The organism is Bacillus sp. SIMBA_154 (assembly GCF_046536015.1).
In the GTDB taxonomy this organism is placed as follows: Bacteria; Bacillota; Bacilli; order Bacillales; family Bacillaceae; genus Bacillus; species Bacillus pumilus_P.
The window spans coordinates 1-22323 of the sequence record NZ_JAWJBV010000002.1; the positions used below are offsets into that span (position 1 = coordinate 1).

General features: G+C 40.2%; 18 protein-coding genes and 2 pseudogenes. 2 read left to right on the forward strand and 18 right to left on the reverse strand.

The features are described 5' to 3' along the window. Nucleotides 1-669 (forward strand): transposase (locus R0K30_RS03485; protein ID WP_410609206.1); only part of this gene is annotated, 669 nt, incomplete at its 5' end. Nucleotides 670-1168: 499 nt separating this feature from the next. Here R0K30_RS03485 and R0K30_RS03490 read toward each other — a convergent pair. The 7 genes and pseudogenes from R0K30_RS03490 to R0K30_RS03520 form a co-directional block, all read right to left on the reverse strand. After that, nucleotides 1169-1300 (reverse strand): hypothetical protein, encoded by a 132-nt coding sequence (locus tag R0K30_RS03490; protein ID WP_265208118.1) that lies wholly within the window; start codon nucleotides 1298-1300, stop codon nucleotides 1169-1171. Next, nucleotides 1290-2423, reverse strand: a complete 1134-nt coding sequence (locus R0K30_RS03495; RefSeq protein WP_410609208.1) for a response regulator aspartate phosphatase — start codon at nucleotides 2421-2423, stop codon at nucleotides 1290-1292. The genes R0K30_RS03490 and R0K30_RS03495 overlap by 11 nt, the downstream gene beginning before the upstream one ends. A 326-nt stretch (nucleotides 2424-2749) precedes the next feature. Then, nucleotides 2750-3472, reverse strand: a complete 723-nt coding sequence (locus R0K30_RS03500; protein WP_410609210.1) for a hypothetical protein — start codon at nucleotides 3470-3472, stop codon at nucleotides 2750-2752. 448 nt (nucleotides 3473-3920) lie between these two features. After that, nucleotides 3921-4717, reverse strand: a pseudogene (locus R0K30_RS03505) (peptidoglycan recognition protein family protein). Between the two features lie 57 nt (nucleotides 4718-4774). Continuing rightward, the gene (locus R0K30_RS03510) at nucleotides 4775-5038 is read right to left on the reverse strand and encodes a phage holin (protein ID WP_410609211.1); all 264 of its coding nucleotides are present in this window, start codon (nucleotides 5036-5038) and stop codon (nucleotides 4775-4777) included. 17 nt (nucleotides 5039-5055) lie between these two features. After that, entirely contained in the window at nucleotides 5056-5241 is a 186-nt protein-coding gene (locus R0K30_RS03515; RefSeq protein ID WP_144523934.1) for a BhlA/UviB family holin-like peptide, read from the reverse strand. Nucleotides 5242-5301: 60 nt separating this feature from the next. After that, a pseudogene (locus R0K30_RS03520) lies at nucleotides 5302-5370 on the reverse strand (XkdX family protein); the annotation flags it as partial. A 30-nt stretch (nucleotides 5371-5400) separates the two neighbouring features. On the opposite strand from R0K30_RS03520, the gene R0K30_RS03525 reads away from it, so the two are divergent. Then, nucleotides 5401-6075: a site-specific integrase gene (locus R0K30_RS03525; RefSeq protein WP_410609213.1), complete on the forward strand. Its 675-nt coding sequence runs from the start codon at nucleotides 5401-5403 to the stop codon at nucleotides 6073-6075. 39 nt (nucleotides 6076-6114) lie between these two features. Here R0K30_RS03525 and mutL read toward each other — a convergent pair whose 3' ends face one another. The 11 genes from mutL to rny form a co-directional block, all read right to left on the reverse strand. Continuing rightward, nucleotides 6115-8016 carry a DNA mismatch repair endonuclease MutL gene (gene mutL / locus R0K30_RS03530; RefSeq protein ID WP_410609215.1) on the reverse strand — a complete coding sequence of 634 codons (1902 nt, stop codon included), beginning with the start codon at nucleotides 8014-8016 and terminating at the stop codon, nucleotides 6115-6117. Between the two features lie 21 nt (nucleotides 8017-8037). Then, nucleotides 8038-10614, reverse strand: coding sequence for a DNA mismatch repair protein MutS (mutS, locus tag R0K30_RS03535; protein ID WP_410609217.1), 2577 nt, complete (start codon nucleotides 10612-10614; stop codon nucleotides 8038-8040). Nucleotides 10615-10738: 124 nt separating this feature from the next. Then, nucleotides 10739-11284, reverse strand: coding sequence for an outer spore coat protein CotE (cotE, locus tag R0K30_RS03540; protein ID WP_007499466.1), 546 nt, complete (start codon nucleotides 11282-11284; stop codon nucleotides 10739-10741). Between the two features lie 259 nt (nucleotides 11285-11543). Next, the gene (ricA, locus tag R0K30_RS03545; RefSeq protein WP_099725775.1) at nucleotides 11544-11978 is read right to left on the reverse strand and encodes a regulatory iron-sulfur-containing complex subunit RicA; all 435 of its coding nucleotides are present in this window, start codon (nucleotides 11976-11978) and stop codon (nucleotides 11544-11546) included. Between the two features lies 1 nt (nucleotide 11979). Continuing rightward, complete coding sequence (gene miaB / locus R0K30_RS03550; RefSeq protein WP_099725776.1) at nucleotides 11980-13506, reverse strand: tRNA (N6-isopentenyl adenosine(37)-C2)-methylthiotransferase MiaB; 1527 nt, start codon at nucleotides 13504-13506, stop codon at nucleotides 11980-11982. A gap of 161 nt (nucleotides 13507-13667) precedes the next feature. After that, nucleotides 13668-14846, reverse strand: a complete 1179-nt coding sequence (locus R0K30_RS03555) for a glycine C-acetyltransferase (protein ID WP_410609221.1) — start codon at nucleotides 14844-14846, stop codon at nucleotides 13668-13670. Beyond that, a complete protein-coding gene (gene tdh / locus R0K30_RS03560; protein ID WP_099725778.1) occupies nucleotides 14846-15910 on the reverse strand; it encodes an L-threonine 3-dehydrogenase in 1065 nt (354 codons plus the stop codon). Before tdh ends, R0K30_RS03555 begins: the two co-directional genes overlap by 1 nt. Before the next feature lie 173 nt (nucleotides 15911-16083). Beyond that, on the reverse strand, nucleotides 16084-19131 hold the full coding sequence (locus R0K30_RS03565; RefSeq protein WP_410609223.1) for an efflux RND transporter permease subunit: 3048 nt from the start codon (nucleotides 19129-19131) through the stop codon (nucleotides 16084-16086). Between the two features lie 204 nt (nucleotides 19132-19335). After that, entirely contained in the window at nucleotides 19336-19596 is a 261-nt protein-coding gene (gene spoVS, locus R0K30_RS03570) for a stage V sporulation protein SpoVS (RefSeq protein WP_003211281.1), read from the reverse strand. A 202-nt stretch (nucleotides 19597-19798) separates the two neighbouring features. Further along, a complete protein-coding gene (locus R0K30_RS03575) occupies nucleotides 19799-20593 on the reverse strand; it encodes a TIGR00282 family metallophosphoesterase (RefSeq protein ID WP_099725780.1) in 795 nt (264 codons plus the stop codon). 89 nt (nucleotides 20594-20682) lie between these two features. Further along, nucleotides 20683-22245, reverse strand: coding sequence for a ribonuclease Y (gene rny, locus R0K30_RS03580; protein ID WP_007499477.1), 1563 nt, complete (start codon nucleotides 22243-22245; stop codon nucleotides 20683-20685). Between the last annotated feature and the right edge of the window lie 78 nt (nucleotides 22246-22323).

Here is a 22323-nt window from a genome sequence, read left to right on the forward strand (position 1 = left end):
CACCGTACAACAGATATGAAATACAATATCATCACTGATGCCCATGTCACGCCCGGTAATGTCCATGATTCTGTTCCCTATCTTGATCGATTGGATCTCCAAATCGCACGATTTGGTTTTCAAGTAGAAGCTGTTGCCCTTGATTCTGGTTATTTAACAACACCAATCTGTAAAGGTTTATCTGATCGACATATTTTTGGTGTTATTGCCCATAGACGTTTTCATCCAACAAGAGGATTATTTGAGAAGTGGAAATTTCAGTATGATTCTAAACATGATCATTACATATGTCCAAATGGTGAGAAGCTTTTATATACGACAACTGATCGAAAAGGTTATAGGTTCTACAAATCAGATCCTAAAAAATGTGCATCGTGTCCTTTCCTTGAAAGCTGTACAAGATCTAAAAATCATCAAAAAGTGATCTCAAGACACGTGTGGGAAGAACATAAAGAAAAGATCAGACAAAATCGTCTATCTGTCTCTGGAAAAGAGCTATATAAAAAAAGAAAAGAAAAAATAGAGCGAAGCTTTGCAGATTCAAAACAACTGCACGGGCTTCGCTACTGCCGGTTGAGGGGAAAACAGAATGTGAGTGAGCAAGTTCTTCTCACAGCTGCGTGCCAGAACATGAAGAAGATTGCCACACACCTAGCGAAGCTAGGCTAGGTGTGTGGCAGGCCTTTTTCAATACATTTCATTCTTCATACATACGTTAAAAATAAAAAAGATTGTAGAAAAACATGAGTTTCTCTACAATCTGAGCGCTCTAAGAGCGCTTTTTCTCATTGGTCACATGACCCGTTTAAACATTTTCTCCATTTCATATGTCGAATTATTTGCAGGAAATCACACAAGAACATACGTTCTCTCGTTGTTGTGTTTCCTGCGTTTTATATTATTCTTACATCATACCACTTTATAGTTTGTCATCAATTAGTGGGCATTTAGTGGGCAAGCCCACATAACTCTATATTAATGAAGAAAGTAGGTGCATACCTCATGAATATAAACAAAATAAGATCATTCCTTTATAAAACATCAAAATACCTGGGTGACGTCAATGCTGTTCAAAAGGGTACTATAGGCAAACGTATCATGAGCGTCGGGGAAATTGATGAGAAGGATATTCAAATAAAAAAGAAGCCCCTGAAAAGGGCTTTTTTAATTAAGCAAAATAACCGATACTTGTTGTGTGTCCTCGTTGGGCTTCATTATGGATATCGTTTGATGAAACATAACTAAAAGCACCTAACATACTGACAATTATTAATACGGCTGCTACTGACTTAAATTTCATAAAGACAGTCCCCTCTCTTAATTTGGTGTTGGAAATAAAGAATCTTCTCATAAAATTCGTTTGCGTGTTCTTTATCTCCTGCTTTATTATAATGCTTCGCTGCATCTTTCGATAAATCTTCAAGATTCGCATAAAAAGATTTTGATTCCAAATAAGCCATTGCTTCTTTTAAACGACTAACATTGTTTTCTAAATACAATGATCTCAATAGAGTGAATGTATTTAGAAATATATCGTCTTTTAATTTTTCAGCCAATTCCATCCCCTCGTTTAAGGCGTATAACCCTAAATCATTTTGATCAGTTTTAAAGTATGACTTTGTCAACATAACCATGGGATCAAGAATTTTATTTAAATGTTCGTATCCTTGTTCTTTAAATGAATGGATTGATTCGTTAAAGTATTTTATAGCCATTAATAGTTCATCATTGTGGAAATAACTTAATCCTATATTATAAAGCGCCGATCCTTTTAATCTTTTTGTTGAGTTGTCAGAAGATTTTTCTAGTGCGTATTCAAAATGAGGCATTGCTTTTTCGGGGCAACCCATATCAATATAATTTAATCCAATAACAAAAGAACACTGTATCTGCCTAACAGTATAATTATTCTTTTCTTTGTAACAATCTATTGCTTGGGCTATATGATGCATAGACATGTGGTTTTGCTTCATGTGGTAATAGATTTCTGCTATCTTGAAATTAAACTCGGCACGTTCAATATCATCACTTACTAAGGATAACTTCTTTTCTGCTCGTTTGTAGAAGGTAATGGCGTTGAGGTATTCATAGTTTTCAAATTCATACATTCCATAGAAAAAATTAAAATAATAATCAAGCAATCCTGTCAATTTCTCTTGATCTTTTTTAATCTTCATTGCTAATTCTCTAAAGTTGGCACGCTCTTTTCCATTTTCTAAAGGATTTAAGTAATCAAGCATTAATTTATGTCGGAATTCCATGAGTGAGAAATATAATAATAAATCTTGGTTTTCCTCCATATTATCGAGCAAAGATTTAATTTCTTCTTTATACGCTTCGGCATCCGGTACATTAAATCTTTGAATATGATAATACCATTCATTGATTTTCAACCCGACATGAGAAGAAAGCACTTTCTCCATAAGACCCTACCCCTTTCTTGCTATTCCCTATAATGACATATATTATCATTTTCAGAATAATTCCACACCGAAAAGAAACCGCAAAAGTTAGGGTGTTTTGATATGGTAAAGCCTTATTGGGGAGCAATATTGACTAGTTAATATAAAAAAAGAGCCGAATTAATATGAACGGCTCTTTTTAAAGTCATCAACTATTAGATGTTTTGGTGTTCTTTCTTTTAATAAAGTAAACTACTGCTGTGATAATGACTACAGGTATCACAACAAATAGACCGGCAGTGATAATTGTATTCCAAGGCATATTTACTATCTCCTTTCATTAAGGATTAATGCCATCTAGTCCAAGTTTTAGAAGCTACATCATAGGCATTTCCTGACTTTGTTTTCACAGCTGCCTTTGTCCACATAGTGGTGTAGACAGGCAAAACGGAATTGTAACGATGTGTTTTATCCATTGCATATGTTTTGGCATTGGCAACTTTTTTATTACTGACTTTTCCACCATATACTTTACCAACAGATGGCCACCCTCCGTTCCATCCTACGACACCGAATGAATCATGGTAAGTAAGTAGGGTAATCTGCTTGAGCTTCCCACTGTTTCGTGTTGCTTTAATATTTCCACGAAACGATGATGATCCTGCAACGAACGCAATATTTTGATACATTGTGCCTTTTAAAGTTACTTTTGTTCCATATTTCTTTCTTGATGTACTAAAACTTCTTGATGATTTACCAGCTAGAGTTGAAAGCTCTCCGTTTTGATCTTGACGTTCAACAATTGATTCAGTTAGTAAAAATAAGGTATCTTCTTTTGATAAAACATCACCTTCAGCATAACCCTCACTAATCGCTGTCTTTCGATCAATAATCTCTTCTTCACTTAAAGCCTTGTAGTTTTCTATGTCTTCATTTGTTACAATATCCGTTGCTTTTTCAAACGTTAAATCCTGATCGTTAGTTTCTTCTGCGGTTGCTACAATGGGTGTGATCGCAAACAATAATAGGACAACAACAAAGACTTTCAAACTTGTTATAAATCTCTTCATTTTGTTTCCCCTTTGAATTGTATTATTAAAAAATTACGACCCGGACTCGTAATTTTATAATCAACACTTTAACGATCTTGTATGTATATATTATACAATTATAGAATATTATGGTATAAGATACAATATATTCATTAGGTCAAATTAATCAAAAGGGATTTAAACAAATGGATTTTCAACTTTTTCCGGCAAACATCCATTTTATTTCATTATCGCAGGCGAAGAGAACATTTTAAATATTTTTGTTAAAAACAAGTAATTTCACAAGGTTATTGCTTATTAAACCTTATTTTAACAATAAAGATCATGAATATATATAGGAATATGTATGTTTTTTTATTGGTGAAAATGCTTTAGATATTTAACAATATTTTAGAAAGTTTACTTGTTCGATGTTACTAATCAACAAACAAAACAGCCCCCATCCTACAACGGACAGGGGTTTTACTTATTTCATGGCTTTTTCTAATGCCGCTTTCGTCTTTGGTCCGTAAATCCCGTCTGCCGCTAAGCCGTTCATGAGCTGGAACCGCTTGACCGCATTCGCCGTTTTCGGTCCATAATAGCCATCAACCCCGTTGTTTTTCGCCCCTTTGTCCGGGTAGTAGTAAGCCGCCGCTAGGGCTTGCTGTACGGCTTTTACTCCTGCCCCTTTGTAAGAGGCTTTGTTACTTTTAAAATGCCTGTTGGCAGATATGACTTTTTAGCAGGCTTGGAAGCCGCTGTTTTGGATGGTGTTGCTTTTGTTGATTTCACAGTCGGTTTTTTACTTGTGTGAGCAACGACGATACCGCCTTTGAAGCTGTCCCAACGATTTAGCAACCTGCGGGGACATTCTTTCCCACTCCAATGCTTATGCGGTACAACGTTTGAAAGTGAAATGCCTTGTTCCTGCATTAACTGTCTAATAAGCCATTGAGCGTTCTCGATTGCCTTTTCAAAGTTTCCGTCAGCATTTTCACAAATTTCAATTCCAATTGATTTCATATTGCCGGTTCCTCTGCCAGCTCCTGCGTGCCAGCCGTTTTCGTTTAGTGGTAAATGTTGATAGATACAATTTTCGTCCACAGTGTAATGCCAGCTCACCGCCGTGCTTGAACGTTTCACAAAACTAGCGTGACCTGCTGCGTTTGCGCCTTTGGCTGTATTTGCGGTGTTATGGACCGTGATATATAAAGGTTTCATATAGTTGCCTGGTCTGTTGCGGTTACTCTTTGAAATATAATCTTGAATGATTTTTACCATTGTTCATCGTCTCCTTAAAATTGCTTTTTTATTTAAAAAAACCGCCTGGGACAGCTCTTATTTTGTTAATCCTTTTTGTTTTAGAACTTCTTTTTGTTTCTTTCCTATATCAGTCACATAGTTGTTTTTGTACCATGCGACAAGGGTTGTTACTAACGTAAAGACCATTGAGAAGGCAAGGTATAAAGTTTCTGTTAATGTGTTTACTTGGTCCTCGCTGATCGGCAAAACAGGTTTGCCAAACATGATAAGTCCTTGGTTGATTAGTGCAATAAAAAGAAGCACCGTGCGAACGACCGTGCCTTTGTCAAAGTTTTTCATATTAAATACCTCTTTTCTTATTTTTGGTTTCTTTCGATTCTATCTAATTTCTCGATTACAACGTCATATTTCTCACTGAATTTTGCTAGAACATCATTTTGTGCGTCAATTTGTTCGTTCAGCTTGTTCTCACGCTCTTTTGTCGTGTTCAATACATAAAACAGTACCCAACAAAAAAGCACCGCAAAGGGTCCTTGTGTCATTTAATACTGTGCCAAATCCATCTCCATTTTGCTCACCTTCTCCCGCCATAAAAAATAAGCCTATACTTCGTACGGCTCACCTGTGATCTGCTCATATTGTTCGGGTGTGATTCTCCCCGCTGCTACGGTGTTATACTAATTAAAGCAGTAGAACTTGAAATGTTAACACATAATAAGTATTCAAATATTTCTATAAAAAAAGATAGTAATGTAAATGATGACAAGATAAATTACCTTACAATAGATGAAGTAAATATATTTATTAATGCCGCAAAAAAGTCCCGTTTCCATCACTACATCATTGCATTAATTTTACTAAGAACAGGGATAAGAAAAGGAGAGTTAATTGCACTTCAATGGGATGACATTGATTTTAACCAAAAGACGATACGGGTTAATAAATCAAGAAATGAGTATGGTGTAAAGATACCTAAAACAAAGTCTAGCATTCGTACAATCGCAATTGATGACACATTAATAACTGAACTTAAAAAGTATCGTACATGGCAAAAGAAAAACAAAATTAAATATGGGGTTACATATCAAGAACCTAATTTTTTGATAGCATCACCCAATGGGAAAGATATAGGAACGTTTGGAATTAATAAAGCTATTGACTCAATCCTGTCAAAAACAAATTTACATCACATTACACCTCATGGGCTACGACATACTCATGCAATTATGCTCCTTGAAAGCGGAGTCGATATAAAAACAGTAAGTGATCGACTTGGGCATGCTACCATTAACATGACAGCAGATGTTTATCTTCACGTTACAAAAAAGCACGAAACAGAAAGCGTTTTGCGTTTTGAAAAGTACCTTGAAAATTAATTGGTGGGCAAACCAATTCACCCACCATCTAAAATACTGCTACATCACCCGTTTAAACATTTTCTCCATTTCATACGTGGAGTGATGAATGATGATCGGCCGGCCGTGCGGACATGTGAATGGGTCCTTCGTTTGCCGGAGTTCATCTAATAAGGCTTTGATTTCATCATGACGCAAATGGCGATTTGCTTTAATAGAGCCTTTGCAGCTCATCATGATCGCCGCTTCTTCTCTTAATTTCTTGATATCTACACGCTTCTCATCCAGCACTTGTTGAATAATCTCTTCGATTAGTTCAGCCTCTTCCCCTTTTGGAAACCACTGCGGATGCGACCGAACAATGTAGCTTCCTGAACCGAAAGGCTCTAAGAAGACACCCACTTTCGTTAGTATCTCTTTATGCTCTTCAATAATCAGCATATCGTTTTTCGAGTAGTGGAATGTTAATGGGACGAGCATTTCTTGAACTTCCTGTTCGATCTCTCCTACTTTTTCACGATAATACTCATACTTGATTCGCTCCTGAGCCGCATGCTGATCGATAATATAAAGCCCTCGTTCATTTTGAGCCAAAATATATGTGCCGTGCATTTGACCGATGGGATACATGACAGGGACGCGTTCATTTTCTGAAATGGTTTCTGCAGCATCTTCTCTCAGTACCGACTCTTCATATTCAAGTGAAGCTGCGGATTCCTCTAAATGAACACTCTCAGATGGATCATCTTCATTAAATACGGCTGATGACGCCACTGTCATTTCCTGCTCAGGCGTCCCGTATGTGCCAATCTGATTTGTCTCGTATACAACCGATTCGAGAGGCTCCGGCTGATAGCGTAGCGGCGTTTCCGCCTCGCTTGTATTTACTTTTTTCGCATCAAAGGTTAAGGATTGCTGCTCATTTTTCACAGCTGGCATTGGTGCTTTTTTTGGCACTGAAGCACTTGGAATGAGCTGCTGCTTTTGAAACACTTCCTTAATTCCTTGTTTGATCAGCTCATGAAGTTCCTGTTCTTTACTAAGTCTCACTTCAAGTTTTGACGGGTGCACGTTCACATCCACTAGAATGGGGTCCATCTTCATCTCAATAAATGTAATCGGATGGCGACCGATCGGAAGCAGCGTGTGATACCCTTCATGGATGGCTTTCACGAGCGGGAAATGCTTGACATATCTGCCGTTTACAACAGAAGACATATAATTCCGCGATGCTCTCGTCACTTCTGGTAAGGAAATATACCCTTTCACTTCAAAATCAAGTGATTGTACGTGAAGTGGCAGCATTTTTTTCGCCACAGCCGTTCCATAAATGGCCGCAAGCACATGCCGTACATCTCCGTTTCCATTTGTCTGAAGCAAGACTTTCCCTTGATGACGCAAGCGAATCGATACTTCTGGATGAGCAAGTGCAATTCGGTTAACGACATCCGATATATTGCCAAGCTCTGTATGAACGGTTTTCATGTATTTTAATCGGGCTGGCGTATTATAAAATAAGTTGGTGACCACAATTTCGGTGCCGCGACGGCCAGAGGTTTTTTTCTCTGAAATGATCTTCCCGCCTTGGAGGGCTAAGTGCGTTCCAGCTCCTTCACCGGTACTTGTTTTCATTTCTAGGTGAGAGACGGACGCGATACTTGGCAGCGCCTCTCCCCTAAAGCCTAGTGTTCTGACACGGAACAAATCATTTTCATCTTTGATTTTACTCGTTGCATGGCGCTGGAAGGCGAGCCTACAATCTTCAGCATCGATTCCAACACCATTATCAATGATTCTAATAGAAGAAAGACCTGCTTCTTCTACATCGATTTCAATGACTGTACTACTTGCATCGATCGCATTTTCCACAAGCTCCTTTACGACAGAAGCCGGCCGTTCGACCACTTCACCAGCAGCAATTTTATTTGATAGGTCATCGGATAACTGAATAATCTTTGCCATTTCTGCTCACCTCACCTTACATTATAATTTCTTTTGCAATTCATATAGCTTTGTCATGGCTTCCAGTGGTGTCATATCCATTACATTAAATGACTTTAATTCGTCGATCACCGCTTGATCTTTGTTTTTGAGGACGGCTTTTGTTTGCGGTTTTTCTTCCACTTCAAAGAAAGAAAGCTGCTGCTTCTCCTCGGGCTTTTCTGTTTTTGGAGCTGGAGCCACGTGCGGAATCACTTCATGTGATCCGCTCTCAAGCTCCGTTAAGATCGTCTGGGCTCTATCAATGATGGCATCAGGCAATTCAGCAAGCTGCGCTACATGAATGCCATAGCTTTTGTCAGCTGCACCTTCTTTGATTTGATGTAAGAAAACGACCGTTCCTTCATGCTCTTCAGCTCGTACATGGACATTCTTCAGCTCACTTAATTGAGACTCAAGTACCGTGAGCTCATGGTAATGTGTGGAGAAGAGGGTTTTGGCACCAATATGATCATGAACAAATTCAATGATCGCCTGTGCAAGAGCCATTCCATCATAGGTGCTTGTCCCGCGTCCAATCTCATCAAATAAAATCAAACTGTTTTTCGTTGCATGCACCATCGCATTTTTTGCTTCGAGCATTTCTACCATAAAAGTACTTTGACCTGAAATCAAATCATCTGCCGCACCAATACGTGTAAAGATTTGATCAAAAATCGGAAGGGTCGCCTTTGATGCCGGCACAAAACACCCAATTTGCGCAAGAATCGAGATGAGCGCCATTTGTCTCATATACGTGCTTTTCCCTGACATATTCGGTCCCGTAATAAGCAAGGTTTGTCTGCCTCTTCCCATATGGCAGTCATTCGGCACATACTCCTGGTGATCCATCACTTTTTCAACGACAGGGTGACGGCCATCAATGACATCCACCTCATCCTCTGAGAATTCCGGACGGACATAACGGCGTTTTTCACTGACAGTCGCAAAGCATTGCAGCGCATCCAGCTCACTCATTTGTTTTGCGAGCAGCTGTAATCTAGGAATATATGTTTTCACTTGTTCCCTAAGAGCTGAAAATAGTTCATATTCCAATTCGCTAATATTTGATTCTGCCTCAAGAATAAGGGCTTCTTTTTCTTTCAATTCAGGTGTGATATACCGCTCTGCATTGGCAAGGGTTTGTTTTCTTTCATAACGACCCTCTTCCAGCAGATGTGTATTCGCCCGGGTCACTTCGATATAATAACCAAATACTTTATTAAAACCGACTTTTAAGGAACGAATGCCAGTATATTCTCTTTCTTGCTGTTCAAGCCGTGCAATCCAGTCCTTACCGTTTCGGCTGGCATCACGATATTCATCTAATTTTGCATTGTAGCCATCTTTAATCAAATTGCCTTCTTTTAACGTCATCGGCGGATTCTCATAAAGAGCATCTTCTAATAAATCAAGCAAGTCACCACAAGGGTCAATATCATTCGCTCTTGATCTCGCCATTTCCTCTGGCAGTGAATGGACGAGCTCTTTAATGGCCGGTACTTGTTTTAAGGATTCCTTCAGCTGAATGAGATCGCGGGCATTCACATTTCCAAATGCCACGCGGCCTGCTAGACGCTCAAGATCATATACTTGCTTTAATCGTTCACGCAGATCCTCTCGTTCAAAGAAATGATCCATGAGAATTTGCACCATTTCCTGGCGTTCCTCAATTTGCGAAAGGCGAATGAGCGGCCGATCGATCCATTGCTTGAGCAGTCTTCCGCCCATCGCTGTTTTTGTTTCATCTAGCAGCCATAATAAAGAGCCCTTTTTGCTTTTTGAACGGATCGTTTCTGTTAATTCAAGATTTCGCTTTGAGTAAAGATCAATTTTCATCGTTTGTTCAAGCTCAAACACTTGAACTTGCTGAAGGTGATCAAGACTTCTTTTTTGCGTTCTTCTTAAGTAGGCATATAGCGTTAAAAATGCTGATCTCAGATTTTCGTCAAGGTGGGAAACGAGCGGTTCAGCTTCATCCATTAATTGGCCGCTATCTTCGTATGAAATCGTTGCATGACAGCGCTCTTTAAGGGTCTTCACTGTTTCCTCATTCAGCTGCTTTGAAACCACAATTTCCTTTGCACCGACAGAATAAATTTCAGACACAACCTCATCTAATCGATCGATGAAAGCAGCCATGTTTTCTCCTGTTGATAAATCGGAAAGCGCAAGGCCGTACCCATTTTGAAAGCTGGAAACAGAGGCAATGAAGTTGTTCTCATTTTCACTCAGCCCTTTGCCATCCATGACCGTCCCTGGTGTAATGAGTTGAACAACTTCTCTTTTGACCACACCTTTTGCCGTTTTAGGATCTTCCACCTGTTCACAAATGGCGACTTTGTAGCCCTTTGAAATCAACTGTTCTATGTATGCAGAAGCAGAATGGTAAGGGACGCCGCACATTGGAATCGTCCCGCCGTCTCTGCTTGTTAACGTAATTTCTAGCTCTTGTGCCGCTTCTTTTGCGTCATCAAAAAACATCTCATAAAAATCGCCTAAGCGAAAAAATAAAAAGGCATCTTGATAATCTGCCTTGATCTTTAAATATTGCTGTATCATGGGCGTATAACTTGCCATATTTCTAATCCCTCACTATATCACTTTCGAATTCATACCATCTTCCATTATAGCATAAAAAAGCACCTTTTTTCCCTAGATCGAGGCACAAAAAAACTAGGGAGATATGCGCCCTAGTCATCTATTACTCTTCTGGATCACCTGCTAGGAATTCTGGATGAATATCCTCTAACTCCTCATCCACTTCTTCTTCCCACTCGTGATCATCTTTTTCTTTCCAGCTTGAATTGACCTCTACGACAATTTTTGTTTCTCCTACCACTTCAGCAATGAATTCACGCTCTGCCTGAACGACAATTTTATTGCCATTAGGAGAAATGGTCACCTCTAAGCAGTTGGGCTGCTGCAACACTTTCGCAATCACTTCGTGTTCATCATCAAGGAAATTTTTATCTTTATATCTCAGTTTGATGATGTCTACATATTTCACACGTTCTGTGACCACTTCTGTTTTCGTGTTATCAGCATATGAATACCACACGTTAATATCAAATGTTCCTTCAATCTCAACAGTTTTACCGACCTTTTCAGCATCATACTTATGATTAATGATCCAACCACCTAGGATGCTGGTTGGTTTTTGCGATGGAGAAATGGTGTGTGTGCTTTGGGTGAATTTCCTCCCTTTTGCAACCACCGCTTTTGTAATAATCTCTCTGTATTCAGACATTCCGGCATGCCTCCTTGTTCTTGATCGTTTTATCTTATGCTGGGCATTCGTCTAGTGTGTCACGATTTTGAGCTTCATGTTCAATTAAATTCATTTCTGTTTCAGTGTATGCATGGTCGCCCATAAACTTGCCTTGAAAATTGGAAAAGTTGGAGTGTGAGAGATTAAGGTTGATGGAGCTTTGAAGTAGAGCGGGGAATTCCATTCTTAAATTGTTTCAAAAAAAGGTAACAAAAAACCCCGCAGATGCGGGGTTTTCTCATTTAATGGAGCAACTTGGTGATGAGTTTTTCACTTTTGAACCGGTTTCTCCTAATAATAGGTCTCCGCCGGTTGAAAGAATGATTTCATCCGTTACTTGATTAGAAATCGTGTGCGCTACAAGCTGAAGCAGAGAATTGACCTCAATTTGTGATTCTTTGAATTCTTGAATCACTGGGATTTCATCCAGTTCTTCTTGCAGGGCATCGATTTTTTCTTCGACTTGCTTTAAGGCTTCGTGTTTGCCGTAATGCTTTAAATTTACTGCTTGTTTTTGAAGCGCCTTAATTTGATTAATGATCGTCGAAATTTTTGTATTTTCATTGATTTGTGCTTCTGCTTTCTTGAAGAAATCAACTTCTTCTGTTTCAGAAATCATTTTAGCGAGCTCTCTTGCGCGCTCGACAATCTCTTTCTTTGAATAAAGCGTCATTTTAATTCACCTCGATAGCTTCTCCAACCATTTCTCCGTCAAGAGACCAAGTTTTCGCTTGTGTGATTTTCACTTTGACGATGTTGCCAATCGCTTCTTTTGGTGCTTTAAAATTCACAAGCTTACTTTTACTTGTATATCCGGCTAGGATCTCAGGATTATTTTTACTTTCACCCTCTACTAATACTTCGACAGTCTGCCCTTCATATTCCTTCATTTTTTTCGCGGAAATTTCATTCACGAGTGCATTCAGGCGCTGAAGGCGTTCTTTTTTCACACGCATTGGGACATTGTCTTTCATATTGGCTGCTGGAGTTCCTTCTCTTGGAGAGTAAATGAACGTATAAGCCGCATCAAACTCCACCTCACGATAGAGGGAAAGGGTTTCTTCGAACTGCTCATCTGTTTCATTTGGGAACCCAACGATAATGTCTGTTGTCAGGGAAGCATTTGGCATCGCTTCTTTGATTTTACGCACAAGATCAAGGTAACGTTCACGGTCATATTTTCTCGCCATGAGTTTCAGCACAGAAGAACTTCCTGATTGAACTGGCAAGTGAATATGATCGAGCAGGTTGCCGCCCTTTGCAAGCACCTCAATTAAATGGTCATCAAAGTCACGCGGATGACTTGTTGTAAAACGGATACGCGGAATATCGATTTTACGCAGCTCATCCATGAGATGGCCAAGACCATATTCCATGTCTTCAAAATCTTTTCCATACGCATTCACGTTTTGACCAAGAAGGGTAATTTCCTTATATCCTTCTGCCGCTAAACGTCTTACCTCTTGAATAATTTCATCTGGCCGGCGGCTTCTTTCCTTGCCGCGTGTGTAAGGTACGATACAGTATGTACAGAACTTATCACAGCCGTACATAATATTCACCCAGCCTTTGATTTTACCTTGGCGGGCTCTTGGAAGGTTTTCAATGACATCCCCTTCCTTCGACCAAACCTCGATGACCATTTCTTTTGAAAGGTAACATTCAGATAAAAGCTCCGGTAAGCGGTGAATGTTGTGCGTTCCGAAAATCAAGTCAACAAATGGGTGTTTTTTCAAAATACGGTTGACGACAGACTCTTCTTGTGACATACATCCACAGACACCTAAGATCAAATCTGGCTTTTCGCGTTTTAATGCTTTTAAATGACCAAGCTCTCCAAACACTTTGTTTTCAGCATTCTCACGAATGGCGCAGGTGTTTAATAGGATGACATTCGCATCTTCAGTAGAGTTTGTTGGTTCATAGCCAAGCGCCATAAAAATACCAGCCATCACCTCTGTGTCATGCTCATTCATTTGACAGCCATAAGTGCGAATATAAAACTTGCGGCCGTTCCCTAACCCTTGAAACCGCTCGTCAATTTGAAATTGATTGTATTCGACTTCTTCTTTACCCCGTTTTTTTGCATCTTTTAAGGAAGGCGGAATGTAAACAGCTTCAAAATATTGGCTGTAGTCCTTCTCGGATTTTTTGTCCGATGAACTTACTTGTCCGCTTGCTTTTCTCTGCTTTTCATTCATGAATTTGTACTCCTTTCAAACCAAGCTCCACCCTACAGTATAGACTATTTTGTTATGAATTGAAAATAAATTCATACGAGGTTTTTCTATGAAAAATGCCTATTTAACAGGACAGTCATAACCATTCTCTTTATAAAAAGAAAAAGAGAGCCCACGCTCTCTCAATCAAGAATGTTCAGTTTTTTCGCTTCTTCTTCAATGATTGTCAGTGCACGGTCAAGTTCTTCTTTTGTGTGCTCTGCTGTGATGATGGCTCTAATTCTCGCTTTTCCTTTGGCCACAGTTGGGAAGGCTATGCCCTGAGCAAAGACACCTCGCTCTATTAATGCCTTTGAAAAACGGAAAGTAAGTGACTCGTCTCCAATCATCATCGGAATAATCGGTGTCTCTGTTGGTGCAACCTGAAATCCCAGATTGATGACCTTTTCTTTAAAATAGGCAGCGTTTTCCCAAAGCGTATCAATTCGCTCTGGTTCGTCTAACAGTACTTCAATTGCTTCTTCACACGCTCTTGTCACAGCTGGTGGATGTGAGGTGCTGAATAAAAACGGTCTTGCTTTATGCTTTAAGTAGTCGATTAAAACCGCAGAACCAGCCACGTAGCCGCCTAGCACACCGACAGCCTTACTAAGTGTCCCAACCTGAATGTGCACTCTGCCGTCGAGTTTAAAATGGTTGACTGTCCCGCGTCCATTTTCGCCAAGTACTCCTGACGCATGCGCATCGTCAACCATTACAAATGCGTCATATGCTTCTGCAAGTCTCACAATCTCAGGAAGCGGTGCAATATCTCCATCCATCGAGAACACACCATCTGTTACGATAAGCCGGGCGCGGTAATTCATAGATTTTTTTAAAATTTTCTCAAGCTCTTCCATATTGGAATGGGCGTATACTTTTTTATCTGCCTTTGTTAATCGAATGCCATCGATGATCGAGGCATGATTGAGCTCATCTGAAATCACAATATCATCTTTTGTTAAGATACTTGATAAGACCCCTTGGTTGGTCGTAAAACCTGACTGAAACACAAGGGCTGCCTCTGTCTTCTTAAATGCAGCGATCTTTTTTTCAAGACGTTCATGCATCGTCATTGTACCGGCAATGGTTCGTACGGATCCTGTCCCAGCACCAAATTCATCAATCGCCTCTTTCGCTGCTTTCATCAGCCGTGGATGCGAGGTGAGGCCTAAGTAATTATTTGAGGAGAGTTGTATAACGGATTGGTCATTTAATGTGACCACGGATGATTGTTTTGAGTCAATCTCTTTGAGCGTTTGGTGGGTGCCTTGCTGCTTCATTGTTTCTAATTCATCTTGTAAATACGTGAATTCTTTCATCATTTCTTCCCCCTTTGATATGATGGCATCATAAGCACGACCTTTCCGCATGTACCATTTCTCATGAGTTCAAACCCCTTTTCGAAATCTTCAAATGGCAGCGTATGGGTGACAACCGGCTGTACATCAATTGTATTCGTTCTTAAAAGCTCAGATACTTGACGCCACGTTTCAAACATTTTTCTCCCCGTGATCCCTTGAACGGTTAATCCCCTAAAAACAATTTGATTCGTAATGTCAATTGTCACTGGCCTTTCTGGCAAACTCAGTATATTGACTTTCCCTCCATTTGCACAAGCTTCGAGTGCTTGATGAATCGCCACTGGGTGTCCTGACATCTCACACATCACGTCTGCCCCTTCCATTCGCGTGAGCTGCTTAATCATCGCAACAGGATCATCTTTTCCGATATCCACGATATGGTCTGCGCCCATTTTCCTTGCAAGCTCAAGCCTGTATTCATTTTTATCAACGGCAAACACTTGGACAGCCCCAGAGGCTTTTGCGACTGCGATGGCCATTAAACCAATGGGTCCGCAGCCAAAAATCGCCACTGCTTTACCTGAAACAGGTGTGTGCAAAACCGTATGAACTGCATTTCCAAGCGGCTCTTGAATGGATGCAAGCTCTACTGGCATTTGAGCTGGATTGTGCCACAGATTTTGTGCAGGTACTTTGACATATTCAGCAAAACAGCCATCAATGTCCACCCCTAAAATTTTCGTTTCACTGCACAAATGCTGCTGTCCTGTTAAACACATATAGCACTGATTACATACAATATGCGTCTCAGCCGATACAAAATCCCCTACTTTTGCACGTGAGACTTGTTTACCCACTTTAACAACTTCCCCTGTAAATTCGTGTCCGAAAATGTAAGGTGCTTTGACCCTTCCCTTTGCCCAATCATCCCAATTATAAATATGCACATCTGTTCCGCATATCGATGTGGCTTTCACCTGGATCAATACTTCATGATCATTGATTTCTGGAATCGGCATGTCTATCAACACCGCTCCGTAAGCGCTTTCTTTTTTAACAATCGCTTTCATCGTTCCACACATGACGTACAACCCCTTTGTTAAAAAACTTCTCCCAATCAGATTTTAACACGTCTTATTTTAGTCGTAAATACCACTGTCTACTCAGTAGAGACAAATGAACACTCCACATAATTTTTTAGATATTTTTCTAAAAAAAAGCAAATCTCCGAATAGAAGGAGATTTGCTTTAACTGTCAGCGTTTTTTTGAAACGGCAACAACATATAGGGCCGGTACAATTAATAGTGTCAGAATCGTTGAGAAAAAGACACCTGATACAATGCAGATTGCAAGCGGCTTAAAGAGTGGGTCATTACTTAACGCAACAGGCATTAGGGCAACTAGTGCTGTAAATGCCGTTAATAAAATTGGTCTAATCCTTGCTCTTCCCGCTTCAATCACGGCTGTTCGTTGATCAAGACCTAGCTTGCGCCGCTGTTCAATAAATTCGAATAAGACAACCGCATTTCGAACCACGATGCCAGCTAATGATACAATCCCCATTGTCGCCATAAAGCTGAACGGCGTTTGCGTGACAAACAGTCCGATAACGGCTCCTGATATCGCTAAGTAAACAGTTCCTATCACTAAAAGCGGAAGCATCAATGAATTGAACTGGAAGGCGATCGTCACATAAATGAGCAGCAAGACAACTCCAAATAAAAGACTAATTTCAATAAAAAATTGGGTCTGATCTTCATTTTCTCCACCTTGAGAAATGGTCAAATCCTTCGCTGCATCACTTTTTTCGACTTGATTGACAACTTCTTTCATATCGTCTTTAAATGTATCTGACGTTCCAGGGTACGCCTTTAACGTGATGGTCGGAATACCATTTTCATGTGGAATGCTCTCGTACTGCTCTGTTTCTTTTTCTTTCACATATCGGCTAAGTGGCTCCAGTGAAGGCACACCACCCTCATTTGTATTCACAGGCACTTTGATTTCGTTTAGCTTCAGGCTATTTTGATGTGTACCCATGTCCTGTTTGACCACGAGATCAATGTCCTCTGTTCCTTGTTTAAAGGTGCCTAATGGGAGTCCTTCTGTCACAAGACCAAGCTGTCTGCTGACAAACTGAGCACTGAGCCCATCCTGTGCCATACGATCACGGTTTAATTCAAATGAGATGGTTTTCACCGGCTGATTGACATCGTCCGTGATCAAGCTTGCTCCATTTTCTTTCATTTCTTTTGTAAGCGTTCCTTTGATATCAATCAGCTTTGAAAAAGAGTCACCCGCAATGGTTACAGTCACAGGCGCTCCGGTTGGCGGCCCTTGAACAATGGTTTTCATAAAGATATCAGCATCTTTAAATTTCTCTCGCAAAGGCTCTGTCATACGGTCAATCAATGCTTTACTTGTCATCTGTTCATTGTCTACTCTCACGACAACCTGACCAGTATGGTCACTTGCGTTTGAGATGCTTTCATTAAACAAGTTCGGCACACCGCCACCTGCAAAAATGGCCGTCTCTTCAATGCCTTTTTGCTGTTTGATCTCTTGTTCTATTTTCTCTAATGTTTCATTTGTTTTGTCTAATGTCGTTTCACTTGGAAGTGTGACAGTGACAACAACTTCTTTCTTATTCGCCGCAGGGAAAAATTCAAACGGTGTGACGAAGATAAGTAAAAAGGCAAGTGTGGCAACAAGCAAACCACTTAGTCCAATGAGAAGTGGACGCCTCACGATTTTTGTCAGCACGCGGTCTGCATAAAAATCTGCTAATTTCTTTAATGGTTTGCCTAAGAATCCCGGCTCCTTTTGAATCTTCTTGTTCTTTCTTTTCCGGTTCGCTGTATATTGATAGACTGGGACAAGTGTCAATGAAATGACCATAGACGCAAGCACAGTCGTCACTAAAACAGACGGTAATGCTCGAATAAATGAACCGTTCGCACCAGATAGGAAAACAAGTGGCAAGAAGGCAAACACAACCGCAAGTGTTGATGTCAAAATGGAGCCTGCGACCTCTTTCACCCCTGCAATCGTTCCTTTAAGCGGGTTTTCGTATTTTTTCATCTGCCTTAAAATATTATCGTTAACGACAATGGCATCATCCACAAGTATCCCTAGGGCAATGATAAAGCCAATGATTGAAATTTGATTAAGGTCCACTTGTAAAAATGGCAGCGGAATGGTCCCAATCGTGATCGATAATGGGATCGCTAGTGAAACGATAAAGGCACCGCCAATGGTGAGACCAAGTGTGGTGACGATAATGACAGCGATGACTGCAACGATGGCTTCTTTGATTAAATCATTAAAAATGGCATCTACTTCACTTTTTTGAGAATAATAGTCTACCCACTCTACACCATTTGGCAGCTGTTTCTCTTTTTCAATGACAGCACTGACTTTGTCATACATTTTAGGAATATCAAGCCCTGGTTTTATATTGACTGTAAACGAATAGGCGGGCTTTCCGTTATACGAAACAATATCACTTTTCTCTTTTTCTACTTCTTTTAAGCTGCCAAGCTGACTAATTGTGACTGGCTCTCGATTCGTTTTTGAGAAAAGCTCAATTTTTTCGACTTGATCTAAGCGGTCATAGGCATCAATGGACAGCTTGACCTTCTCTCCGTCTGCCCGAATGTCACCTAGTGGAGAAGTGTCAAATTCCTGATTGATGGCATTTGTGACATCGGTCACATTTAACCCCTCATCCTCAAGCTTACTTGAATCTAAGTTCAATATCGCTTGTTTATCATTGAAGCCTTTGATGACGACACCGTCAACACCTTTGATGTCCTCTACTTTTTCCTTCAACGCACGAAGCGATTCCTGACTTTTCGCTAAGTCAGATGACTTACTCGACACAATCATGTAAGAACCAACCGGCACGTTGCCAAACTCATCCTTTACATCTGGCTCCATCACACCGTCAGGAAAGGAAGATGCGGCACTCGTGGTTTCATTTTTAATTTGACCTGCCACCTTTTGAAAATCGGCTTGATCATCAATTTCAAGCACAATATTTGAAAAACCAATGGCAGAAACAGAGCTCGTTTTCTCTACACCATTGATATCAGTTATGGCTGATTCCAGCTTATTGGTTACATCACTTTCCACCTGTTTTGCATCAGCACCAGGAAAAACAGTGGAGATGGTCACGATATTTGCTTGGAATTCTGGCAGTTCTCGTTTAGGAAGCTGCGTAAATAGATAGCCCCCGGCAATGAGAACGATAAAAAACAAAATAAAAACAAGCTTTCCTCTTTTCAAAAAAGCTTCAATCATTATTTCACCTACTTAAATATTTATTTTTGATGAAGTATTTTCAACTTAATCTTAATTTATCATCATGGTGAAAAAATGCAAGCTCTAATATGTAGTTTTTTTATCTATTTCATGAACTGAATATGTTATATAAGAAATGTATAGCAGTAAACAAAAACAACCTGCTTACATGATGTAAGCAGGTTGAAAATAATAAAATTAGAATTATCGTGGCTCAACAATCAGTTTGATTGCTGTTCTTTCTTCTCCATCGATAAGAATGTCAGTAAAGGCTGGAATGCATATCAAATCCACTCCGCTAGGCGCAACAAATCCCCTTGCAATGGCCACTGCCTTGACTGCCTGATTCAGCGCTCCAGCACCGATTGCTTGTATTTCTGCTGCACCGCGTTCACGTAAAACGCCGGCTAATGCTCCTGCTACTGAATTCGGATTTGACTTTGCTGAAACTTTTAAAATTTCCATTTCTGCTCCCCCTTAAATTTACAATGGATAAGTGAGTGTTCATTAGAACAATCTTTGTTAGATGATGCTATTTTTTTGAAAATCCATCCCCAAAATGTTTTTCAAAAATAGCAGGCTACCTACCATTTTTACTATATTCACGATAGAGGGCGCATATTCCTTCTTTCTGATTAATATTTTTCTGAAATAAATATGTGAACATTTATTCAAAGAAAATATGGTCATCATTTATCAAAATTCGATCAATTTTGACAGCTTTTTTCGACTGTTCGTCAATTTCTACGATCACTGCACTTAATGTAGTACGTCCTTCCGCAATGTCAAAGCGGACAGGAAGGCTCGTTTTGAATCGCTTAATGATCGTTTCCCGGTCAACACCTAAAATGCCATCATAAGGACCTGTCATGCCAACATCCGAAATATATGCAGTTCCTTTTGGCAATACGCGGTTATCAGCTGTTTGAACATGTGTATGCGTTCCAACAACACATGATGCACGACCATCTGTATACCAGCCCATTGCTAGCTTTTCACTTGTGGCTTCACCATGAAAATCAATAAAAATAAATGGTGTACGTTTGGATGCTTCTGCAATTAATTCATCTACTTTTTGAAACGGGCAGTCAATTGGAGGTAAAAAAGTACGTCCTTGTAAGTTGATGACAGCCAATTCTTTTCCTTGCTTTTTAATGAAGGTGAGTCCTTTTCCAGGCGTACCTTGCGGGAAGTTGGCAGGACGAACAATATTGGCTGCATCATCGATGAAATCGAAAATGTCTCTTTTATCCCATGTATGGTTGCCCATTGTGAGCACGTCAGCTCCTGCTTGCAGCAGCTCGTGATAGATTTTTTCAGTGAGACCTTTCCCGTGAGCCGCGTTTTCTCCATTGACAATTGTAAAGTGCGGCTGATATTTTTTCTTAAGTTTCGGCAAGTATTCTTTCAGTGTATCTCTGCCAGGTGAACCGACGATATCTCCAACAAATAATATTTTCATGCGTTTTGTACCCTTTCTCTTATAAATTGATCTTCCTATCAGTGTTGCATATTTACACAAAAAAATAAAGCGGCGCTAAGCGCACCGCTCTATTTTGCATACTCTACTGCGCGAGTTTCTCGAATGACCGTCACTTTAATGTGACCAGGATAATCGAGCTCGTCCTCGATTCGCTTACGAATATCCCTTGCTAGACGGTGAGCTTCAAGATCATTAATTGAATCTGGCTTCACCATAATACGTACTTCACGTCCAGCCTGTATCGCAAACGATTTTTCAACACCTTCATAAGATTCAGAGATATCTTCTAATTTTTCAAGTCTCCGAATGTAATTTTCAAGCGTCTCACTTCTTGCACCAGGGCGTGCTGCAGATAATGCATCAGCTGCCGCAACAAGAACAGCGATAATAGATGTCGGTTCTTGGTCACCGTGGTGAGAGGCAATACTGTTGATGACAACAGGATGCTCTTTATATTTCGTCGCAAGCTCAACGCCAATTTCTACGTGGCTTCCTTCTACTTCATGATCAATGGCTTTTCCAATGTCATGCAGAAGACCTGCTCGTTTTGCAAGCTTTGCATCTTCTCCAAGCTCTGAAGCCATGAGACCTGCAAGATGTGCAACCTCAATTGAATGCTTCAGGACATTTTGTCCATAACTTGTACGGAATTTTAAGCGACCGAGAATTTTGATGAGATCCGGATGCAGACCGTGAACACCGACTTCAAATGTCGTTTGCTCACCCATCTCGCGGATATAATCATCGACTTCACGGCGTGATTTTTCCACCATTTCTTCAATTCGTGCAGGATGAATGCGGCCATCCTGGACTAGCTTGTCCAGAGCTATCCTCGCTGTTTCACGTCTAATCGGATCAAAGCCCGATAATATGACAGCTTCAGGTGTATCATCTATGATCAGGTCAATACCTGTTAACGTTTCTAACGTACGGATATTTCGTCCTTCACGTCCGATAATACGACCTTTCATCTCATCATTTGGAAGATTGACTACAGATACCGTTGTTTCAGCTACATGATCAGCTGCACAGCGCTGTAACGCAAGTGAAAGAATGTTTTTCGCCTTTTTATCAGCCTCTTCTTTCGCCCGGTTTTCAGATTCTTTCGTCATGACTGCAATGTCGTGGGAAAGCTCATTTTCAACTTGATCCAGAATGATTTGTTTCGCTTCATCTCGAGTTAAACTAGAAATGCGTTCCAACTCGGCTTTCTGCAAACGAATCATATCATCCACTTTGCTTTCCATCTCTTCAATATGTTGTTGTCGTTCATTCAGAGAATGATCTCTCTTCTCCAACAGGGACTCCCGTTTATCTAAAGTTTCATCTTTGCGATCAAGATTTTCTTCTTTTTGAAGTAAACGGTTTTCTTGTCTTTGAAGCTCATTACGTCTTTCACGAACTTCTTGCTCCGCCTCTACACGAAACGAATGAATTTCATCTTTCGCTTCCAAGAGCGCTTCTTTCTTCAATGCTTCCGCATCACGCTTTGCATCCTCAACAATTTGTTCGGCCATGTTTCTTGCGCCGGATATTTTTGCTTCTGCAATGGTTTTACGAACAAAGTAGCCAACAACTAAACAGATTAGGCTCAGCAAAATGGAGATGATCGTAAACATCGTAGGCGACATATTTTCACCTCCTCTTGCTATGAACTTGGTTTTACAAATAAAGTGTCGGCATGTACATTGTTTTGTACCTCAACATAC